We start from the raw sequence: 538 nt of genomic DNA, 5'->3' as shown, positions 1-538 counted from the left end.
GCACCGTCGCACCCGCAGTGGACTCATACAAGTCGACGGCCTGCCGACGAAACTCCTCGGAGTAATTCTTGCGGGCCATGGTTCAGGATCATCTCGCTTCCCCAGCACATGCTGGATTCAGCGTGTCCAAGAACCAGGGTCAGGGCCCGCCGTCACCGCGTTCCGGACCCGCACCCTGGGGCACACCCGGTTCCCGTACGTGTTCCTCGACGCGACCTACCTGCACGTGCGGGAGGCGAGCCGCGGGCAGGTTGTCTCCCAGGCGGTCGTGGTCGCCACCGGCGTCACCGAGGACGGCGGCCGGGAGATCCTCGGGCTGGACGTCGGCGACAGCGAGGACGAGACGTTCTGGCGCGCGTTCCTCACCTCGCTGCGCGACAGGGGCCTCGCGGGGGTGCAGCTGGTGATCTCCGACCAGCACGCCGGCCTGGTCAAGGCCATCACCCGCTGCTTCGCCGGCGCCTCCCATCAGCGCTGCCGGGTGCACTTCGCCCGCAACCTGCTCGCGCTGGTGCCCAAGTCCCACAAGGACATGGTC

Annotated in this window: 1 pseudogene; it reads left to right on the top strand. The window is 68.6% G+C overall.

From position 1 onward, the window contains the following. Positions 1-151: 151 nt before the first annotated feature. A pseudogene (locus OO014_RS19275) lies at positions 152-538 on the top strand (IS256 family transposase); the annotation flags it as partial.

This window comes from Intrasporangium calvum, from assembly GCF_028446585.1.
GTDB lineage: Bacteria > Actinomycetota > Actinomycetes > Actinomycetales > Dermatophilaceae > Intrasporangium > Intrasporangium calvum_A.
The sequence above is the reverse complement of the archived record's forward strand: the minus strand, read 5'-3'. Positions and strand labels throughout refer to the sequence as shown.